Genomic DNA, 7,755 nt, shown 5'->3' with positions numbered 1-7,755 from the left:
CGCGTAGTAGCTGTCGGTGTACTGACCCGTCTTCGAATTCCATGCGGGGATACCGTCAAGACGCACGATGCGCATCTGGTCGGGGTTGTTCTTGTAGAACGGGTCGAGGTCGCTCACGTTCGGCGTGTACGTGTTGGGGCCGTTCGGCTCCATCGCCGACTGCTCACGGTCGTCAATCGTCCACGAGATCCCCAGGTCGTGCAGCGCGGCGATGTTGCCGTTGAAGCCCTGCATGCCGAAGCGGTGCTGGTCCTGATGCGCGTAGTTCACGGTGCCGAGCACGGGCGTGAGGTTCGGCAGCACGCCGAACGTCGCGATGCCTGTCGGACGCGTGCCGCTTCGTGGCAACGTACCGCCATTTGCGCGCATCGTAGCAGTAATGGCGCCATATCCGGACCAGGTCGAATGGCATTGCATTATATTGGTCTGCACGCCGGCGCTCACCGGGAAGCTGCCCTGCGCCTTGATTGCGCCATTCGAGTCCGCGGCTGACCAGACGACTGTATCGGCACTCGGCGAGTTTGTCGTGATCGCAATCTTGAACGGTGCGTTGTTCTGGAAGATGCGCAGACCGTCCGTCGTTGGCGTGTCGGCGGTAATCAGGCCATTGTGAGTACCACCAGCCGTTTGCGTTGCCGTGCCGCACGAGATGGTTGAGCTGCCGGGAGCCGGGGTTGTGGGGTTCGACGGCGACGATCCTGAGGTCGCAGAGGACGTTGTCGACGACGTCGGCGGTGTGGAGTGTACTGGCGAGGTGCTCGTCGCCGGCGGTGTGGTCGCGGGGGGCGTGCTGGTCGCGGGCGGTGGGCTGGCTGGTGCCTGGCTGATCCAGCACGACTTGTCATAGCCGACCGCAGGGTCTGTCTGCGAGACCGAGCCTACATAACAGCCCACGCCATTGCTAAACGTCTTCGGCATCGTCAGCATGGCCGTCGTTGCATTGGGCGGCACCGCGCCGAACACGACCGATCCGCTGCCCGTGAACGAGCAGTAACCATTTTCGTACGCACACAATTTGTATTGCGCGCCGAAGACCGTGATCGTTGCTTGGGCATGTGCATTCTTCGCGCCGAATAACGCCAGCGCCGTCGCTGCTACCACGCCCAATAGTTTCATATGGTTCATTAAATTTCCTTACCGCGAGAAAGTAGTATCCCCGTACCGGTCACAGCAGGATCGGTCACAACCGTCCCGTCTGAGCCGTTTAACTTAGTACTCCTTATTTATGCCAGAATCCGCGACCGCGGCCGCGGGTCTTTTTGCGCGGCCCAGGTCGGCAAAAAATGCTTGCTGCAAGCGCTATGAAACGATCGGACGTTGCCGTCGTTTACGCCCGTTGAATATTCGGGCTACCGGACGCAGTAGACGAGAGGCAGTGTGCGCCTCGTGGCAATTTTTCAATGCGCTGAACAGAAGGCGGTTTTCAATTCATACCGCCGACATCGCGTGCCGGTGCCACAGCGTCCCTGAAATGTTCTTCCCCGTCGACCTCTTGAGGGTCGGCCGGGCTTCGCAATATCTGAAGCCTCGGATATTCAGGCTCGTTCACGGGTCCCCGCTCTACCCGGAACATGCGCGTCCATCCCGCTATGGATGGGATCGTATCGCTCACCAAAAGAAATGAAATGTTCCCTGGTGTCAGCCGTGCGGCGCGATCTTCACGATCAGTCGGAGGCCATCGGACGCCACGATGTGGCCAATGGCCTGCCGATGGAGCGGTCCCCCGTCTGGCAAGCCACACGTGGAAGGTCATGGCATCCCGGCTATGGCGTGGTGACCGCGAAGAGGACGCCCAACGCGCGCTCGAGGCCGGCACGCCGCTTGGGGTAGAAGCTGGACAACGAGCCATCCAGGTAGAGCGCCGTCTGACAGGCGAAGCGCTCTGCAAGCACGCGGGCAAAGTCGTAGAACGTGACGGGAACCTGCGTCACGACAAGGACGACACTGGTTGGGCTACGGACGCACACCGCATTGCGTGTCGTGATGTTCGTCGAATCCGCCGGGAACAGAGGATTGGGTTCGCCGTTGCGCACGAGGAGCGGCCCGGACTGGTTGGCGAAGGCGATCAGGCGCTTCTCTGCATCGGATTTGGCCTGGTATTCTTCGGTTGTAACGATCTCGGCGCGCCCAGGATAGAGGAGAAACACCCCGTTGGGCTGCAGGTAGAAGTTGCCGTATGCGTTGCGGCGCAGATTCAGGCGTCGCAGCAGTGTGCCGTTTTCAATGTACAGCCCAAGCGGTCTTTGCGATCGGTCAAAGATGCCGCCGTTGGTTCCGCACACTATCTTTCTGCCTTGTTTGCGGAGCGCGGCATCGAGTGCTTGCAGCGATCCATAAACCTGGCCAGCGTCCGACTTCCAGTGCATGGCCAGCCTGTCCTTGCGCAGATCCATTGCGCAAGCCGCGAGGTTGACGCCATCAACGTTCAACTCGGTCACATCAGCTGCGCATGCGGCCATGGGCAACACGACGATGCAGAGGTGGAGCAGATTCTGCGCGTAGCGCGTGATACCCCGAAGTCGTCTGAGCGAAATGCCCTGCATTGTGGAGTCACTTCCCTGTTAACGCGCTGAACCCCATCAGGCCCAGCGGGGAATCCTTTGAGGTTGCCTTCAGAAACGGATTGTCTTCGATAGGACCGCGGCGTTGCCAATCGCATTCGAGGTGCATCGCGGCAAGGACGGAGCTGGAGCGCGTTACGCGGCTTGAGACACGTGTCGCCGCCGGGTGACATGAACAACTTTCCTGTCCGGGCACGTCTCATTGGCGTGGCGCCGCATCCGGCGCCTGCACGGCCAGCAGCGCCTCACTGCCACGAGCCGACGTAGCCTGCGTAGCCTGCGTCGCCTCCGCCTGTCGCCTTGCCCTCGGGGCCATAGCTAAAAACATCGATCTCGCCATGCACGCCGGGATTCAGGTACTGGTACGCATTGCCCCACGGGTCGTTCGGCAGGCGTTCGAGATAGCCGCCGTCCTTCCAGTTGTTCGGGATCGGGTCCGTCGTCGGCTTTGCGACCAGCGCGCGCAGGCCCTGCTCCTGGGTCGGATAGCGGCCGTTGTCGAGCCGGTAGAGCTTGAGCGACTGCATGATGTTGCCGATGTCCTGCTTCGCGGCCACGCGGCGCGCTTCGTCAGGACGACTCATGATCTTCGGCACGATCAACGCAGCCAGAATGCCGAGGATCGCAATCACCACCATGATTTCAATGAGCGTAAAGCCGCGCTGCGTATCGCGGCTAACAAGGCAGGCGTTGCGTGGCGGGGACATGGTCAAGCTCAGACAAGTCAAGGTTGTTGCCGGCAGCCCATCCTGGTTGCGGTGCCTGCGAGGACGAGGCATGCAAAGTGCCCGCTACGCACGACGATCGACACATCCTAAGGATACCGTACCGCACTAACTGTCGCGCCAATCCCGGCGCCTGACAAATCGCATGGGTGCATCGTCCCCATGCTGTCAGGCCGTGCGTGATCAGAATCCGGCGAGCCCGCCGACGAACCCGATCCCGCAGACCACCGCAGAAACGCCGATCAGCACCCCTCGGTAGCCACCGCGCAAGCGGTACCTGTCCGGAAGCGCCTTCGTTGCCAGGGCCACCAGGAACCCGATTACCAGTGGCAGCAGAAAAGCATTCAGCACCTGCGCGGCGATATTCAGCCATACGAGATCGGCAACTCCCCACACGAGGGCGTCGGCCCCCATGACGCTGACCGCATAGACCGCGTAGAACCAGCGAGCCTCGACGAGGGCTCAATTGGCTCAATTGCGCGCAATGTCTGTGAAAGGCCTTGGAAGCACTGAAGAAAGGCTCGTCGGCTACGCCCGGGGTAAGAGATTCCCACGGTACACCGCGACATGGTGTTGTTCGCGCCCGCCCGCCCAGGCTGACACAGGTCGCATTGTGAGCCCGCCCTGCCATGTGCTGTCGACATCATTTTAACAGCGTCATCTGCACGAACTTTACGATCACCAGCAGCACGGCAACCAGCACGTGGTCCCGCGACACGTTCATCCCGATGCCAGATGCACGTCGCGATCGTGACACATGATGTACAGGTAACGCTCGCGGGCGCTGAACGCCGAATGCGTGATCACGATTGGGATGCATCGTTGACCTGGGCATCCGGCGACACAGTCACGGGCTTGCGGGACATGATCTGATGCACGCGCCTGTCGAGCGTGCCGGGATCCCGGGGCGACGCCGCCACGCTTCCGGCAAACGGGCTCAACGCGCGCAGCAGATCGCGACCGGGTACAACGCCCTGGAGTTCGCCATCCTCGACAACCAGAAGATGGTGAAGCCGAGTCGAAAATGGCTCACCGAATCGAACGGCACATCCGGCCGGGTGGGACAAGCTCGTGGTGTAGCGAACGCGCATACCGACTGCCGTGCCCGCAATTCGGCTCAGGTGTCGGGATTCGCCGCGACGAAGCTCTGGAACGCGCCGTAGGTCGGCTGGATCGGTACCAGGTTGTTCGTGACGATGCCGTACGTGTTGTCACCGCTGTCCAACTCGTAGTACATCACCGACTGGATCGCATCCGTCTTGCGTGCCGCATAAAATTCGCCGAGTTGCTGTGTGACATAGCTCGCGCGGAATGTTTCGGTATCTTCGGGGCTGGCGTTCCATTCGGTGATCATGAAAGGCACGCCGTAGCGCGCCTTGCAGTAGACCGGCAGGTTGAAGCCTGGACCGGCGCCATCTGTGCCCACGTTGAAGATATCGCCGTAAGCCTGATAGTTGTGCCACGTGGTGATGTCCCAGCGCACCTGAGGGTAACCACCTGTTCCATCCGGCTGCAGGCCGTCCCACAGCATGTCGGAAGCAGCGACATCTGCCACGCAGAAGTTGATGCCACACCTGGCGTTCGGCTGCACCGACTTGATACCATCGATCATGCCGCGCATGACGCCGCGCATGATCGGCCAGTTAGCGTTGTTGAAGTCAGCGCGCCCTGTTCCAGCCGTTGCCGGATTCACGATGATCGCCGGATCGCGCGTCAGCTCATTGCCACATTCATACATCGTGACGCCATACGGCGCCAGGGCCCTGGCAATTGCCGCCGCCCCTGCAAATGCTGCCTGGTAGCCCGCCGCTTCACTCGTGAACAGTATGCCGTTCGCGTCGTGGAGCCCGTAATTGACGAGGGTGAAAAGCGTCAGTCCTGCGGACTGGAAAGCGCTTGCCATGGACACCACCGGGTTCAGCTGGGCCGGCGTGTTGATGCAACCGAGGCGATATGTCGTGCACCCCAGCGTACGCAGTGCGCCGACGACCTGAGCGGGCGTAAACGGATAGTCGTAGTGCCCGTTTATGCCGTAGAACGCACCCGGCGACGCCACCGCGGCGATACGCGGGTCGGCACACGGTAACCAGTTGCCGGCCAAGGTCAAGACATAGAACTGTCCGCCTGTTCCCGCTTGATAGATCATGCCGCCATACCACAACAGCAGGCTCACGTTGTAGGAATAGGGATCCTTGACGCTGTTCTTGTAGATATAGCCATTCGAAACCGTCCAGATGTTGTTGGACTTGTCGATGATGTAAGAGGCAGGCGGAATCGCCGTGCCGTCTGTCGAAGTGCCCCCAAGGCGCGGATCGAGACACTGTACCCACGTCGAGCCTGTCCACTGATAGAAATTGCCGCTCGTGTTTTCCTGATAGACGCTGCCGCTGTACCACAGCAGCATAGTGACGTTGTACGAGTACGGATCCTTTGTCCCGTTCTTGTAGATATACCCGCTCGAGAGCGTCCACACATTGCCGGCGTTGTCGGCAATGGACGCCGCAGGCGGGACCGTCGTGCCGTTGGCCGAGGGCGACGCGCTCGCCTTGGCCACTGAACTTTTCTTGCCGCCAGGCGTAGGGGTGTCGCTGCCGCCTCCACCACCGCACGCCACCAGGACACAGCTGCTTGCCGCCGCCGTCAGGCAGCCGAGAAATTGTCGTCGATTGATCACAGAAATAATCCACAGCCGGAAGACCCGGCAAAAGTCAGTAGGTAATCGCCCGAGTCACAGGCGTGACACGCGTGACGGAAAGTGAATCCGCCATCTGATTCGTTATCCTTAATAAGGTGCCTGCAGTGGGGATCGATCTGTCAGCGACCCCCAGGTGTTACCGAGGCGCCGCGTTTCTTATCGAACTGCCTGCCGGCCAGGAATTTCGATTACCGGAGCGACAGTCACATAACCCGCCCGGCCGCCCCGCCTCTGAGCAGTGAGCGGGCGCATTTGCAAAGGAACAGGCACTCAGTGAATCGGTAATTTGTGCACCACCCCCGCCTCCCATCAAGTAATTCATACTTGGGTGTCGGCAACAAGTGGACGGGACATTAGAGCGCGATACGAAATAGGTTTAACCTTCCGACAAACAGGCGGCCGGAGGTCACTTTTTCGCGGGATCGAAGTCTCGGGTAACGATCGTCCCAGGAACATGCGGGCGATTCGACCGTGCGGAAGACTTGGTGGTAGGAGGTAGTGGGCTTAGGCACAGGTGGCGTGCGTGTCTTCACGCGATGCCGCAGCGGGAAATAATATTCTTGATCCGCACCGATTTTTTCGGGACGCCTCGCTCTGGTTTCGAGACGGCAGTCCACAAGGGCGTCACCATGGTGCACAGCGATGAGGCCAGGGGCTGCGAGGGTACATTGGTCCATTGCCCGCGCGCGAACCACAAGGGCTTTGAGCCCATTTGATTACACACAACTCCGGCGTCTGGTTCGCGGGCGTCCCAATACTGGCGGCGGAATCTATCGACCGGGCATACGTGTTCGCTCGCTTCGCGAGTGCGCCGACCATGCTTCTGCAGCTCGCGCCATCACCCGTTGATGTGTCTTCCGCGGGATTTTCTTCCAGCATCTGCGCGCTTGCCGCGCACAACGCGTTCCGCCGCATGGCCGCGCCGTGGTTGCCGGAATCGGACTCGCCGCTCCGGCTGCGCGAGGCCTCAGCGCAATCGATCGCCGCCCAAATCGAGAGCGACAAGGGGCGGGGCTTGTGGCTACTGGAAACGATCGCCACGGCCGCCCCGCTACTCGGGTTGCTCGGCACGATCGTCGGGATGATGAAGTCGTTCCAGTTGTTCGGCGGCAATGGGCTTGTCGATCCGGGCGGTGTAACCGGCGGAGTGGCACAGTCACTGGTAGCGACGGCGATCGGGTTGATCGTCTCAACTACTTCTCGCGGCGATGCGAACGTCTGACGGACGAACTCGAACTGTTTGCCGACCCGCAACTCAACGGCCTTCGCCTCGAACACGATGCGCGAGGAAAACCGTGATGAAGCTCAGACGCTCCCGCGCATCCCGACGTGGCCACATCGAAATCATTCCGATGATCGATGTGATGTTCTTTCTGCTCGCGGCCTTGATGCTGGCATCGCTGGCCACGCAGCGGCTCGACGCGGTCCGGATCAATCTCTCATCACGGCGCTGTTGTGCAGGCGATGCTTGCGGCTCGCGGTGCGCGGGTGCTGAGCCCGTCGCACGCATAGCATCTTTCCACTGCTCTTTGTTGACATCGACCACTTCAAGGCCTGCGAGCCGCTCGGATTGCGCTTTCTGGCTCACGTAGCCGGTCGTCGCTCAGAGAGCCTCGAGTACCGGCGCCATCTGTAATGGGATGGTCACCCCCTTCCGCGCAGCGAGGGTACGCAGCCGGTTATTTCCTCGGGAGATCACTTCTATGCAAAACGTGACGCTGATCGGGATTGTTCTGTGCAAGCATGCATTTCACCTTCATGGTCCGGTCAAGAC

The 7,755-nt window shown here is 60.7% G+C and carries 6 protein-coding genes and 2 pseudogenes; 1 reads left to right on the top strand and 7 read right to left on the bottom strand.

What is annotated here, in order from left to right; translation table 11 throughout:
* From BN2476_RS43615 to BN2476_RS43590, 6 genes and pseudogenes are all read right to left on the bottom strand, one after another.
* Positions 1-1,125: pseudogene (locus BN2476_RS43615) on the bottom strand (hypothetical protein); the annotation flags it as partial.
* Between the two features lie 638 nt (positions 1,126-1,763).
* Positions 1,764-2,543, bottom strand: coding sequence for a phosphodiester glycosidase family protein (locus BN2476_RS43610; protein ID WP_087740303.1), 780 nt, complete (start codon positions 2,541-2,543; stop codon positions 1,764-1,766).
* A 263-nt stretch (positions 2,544-2,806) separates the two neighbouring features.
* A complete protein-coding gene (gspG, locus tag BN2476_RS43605; RefSeq protein ID WP_087740302.1) occupies positions 2,807-3,268 on the bottom strand; it encodes a type II secretion system major pseudopilin GspG in 462 nt (153 codons plus the stop codon).
* A gap of 201 nt (positions 3,269-3,469) precedes the next feature.
* Positions 3,470-3,727, bottom strand: a pseudogene (locus BN2476_RS43600) (divalent metal cation transporter); the annotation flags it as partial.
* 362 nt (positions 3,728-4,089) lie between these two features.
* Entirely contained in the window at positions 4,090-4,377 is a 288-nt protein-coding gene (locus BN2476_RS43595; protein WP_087740300.1) for a CBS domain-containing protein, read from the bottom strand.
* A 26-nt stretch (positions 4,378-4,403) separates the two neighbouring features.
* A complete protein-coding gene (locus BN2476_RS43590; RefSeq protein WP_087740299.1) occupies positions 4,404-5,960 on the bottom strand; it encodes a hypothetical protein in 1,557 nt (518 codons plus the stop codon).
* Positions 5,961-6,798: 838 nt separating this feature from the next.
* On the opposite strand from BN2476_RS43590, the gene BN2476_RS43580 reads away from it, so the two are divergent.
* Positions 6,799-7,203: a MotA/TolQ/ExbB proton channel family protein gene (locus BN2476_RS43580; protein WP_235851243.1), complete on the top strand. Its 405-nt coding sequence runs from the start codon at positions 6,799-6,801 to the stop codon at positions 7,201-7,203.
* Positions 7,204-7,236: 33 nt separating this feature from the next.
* Here the strand turns inward: BN2476_RS43580 and BN2476_RS50075 are convergent, their stop codons facing one another.
* Positions 7,237-7,569 (bottom strand): hypothetical protein, encoded by a 333-nt coding sequence (locus tag BN2476_RS50075; RefSeq protein WP_173819732.1) that lies wholly within the window; start codon positions 7,567-7,569, stop codon positions 7,237-7,239.
* Positions 7,570-7,755 lie beyond the last annotated feature (186 nt).

The sequence above is a fragment of the Paraburkholderia piptadeniae genome, assembly GCF_900007165.1.
GTDB lineage: Bacteria > Pseudomonadota > Gammaproteobacteria > Burkholderiales > Burkholderiaceae > Paraburkholderia > Paraburkholderia piptadeniae.
Note: the sequence above shows the minus strand (reverse complement) of the source record. Positions and strands in the feature narration are given on the sequence as shown.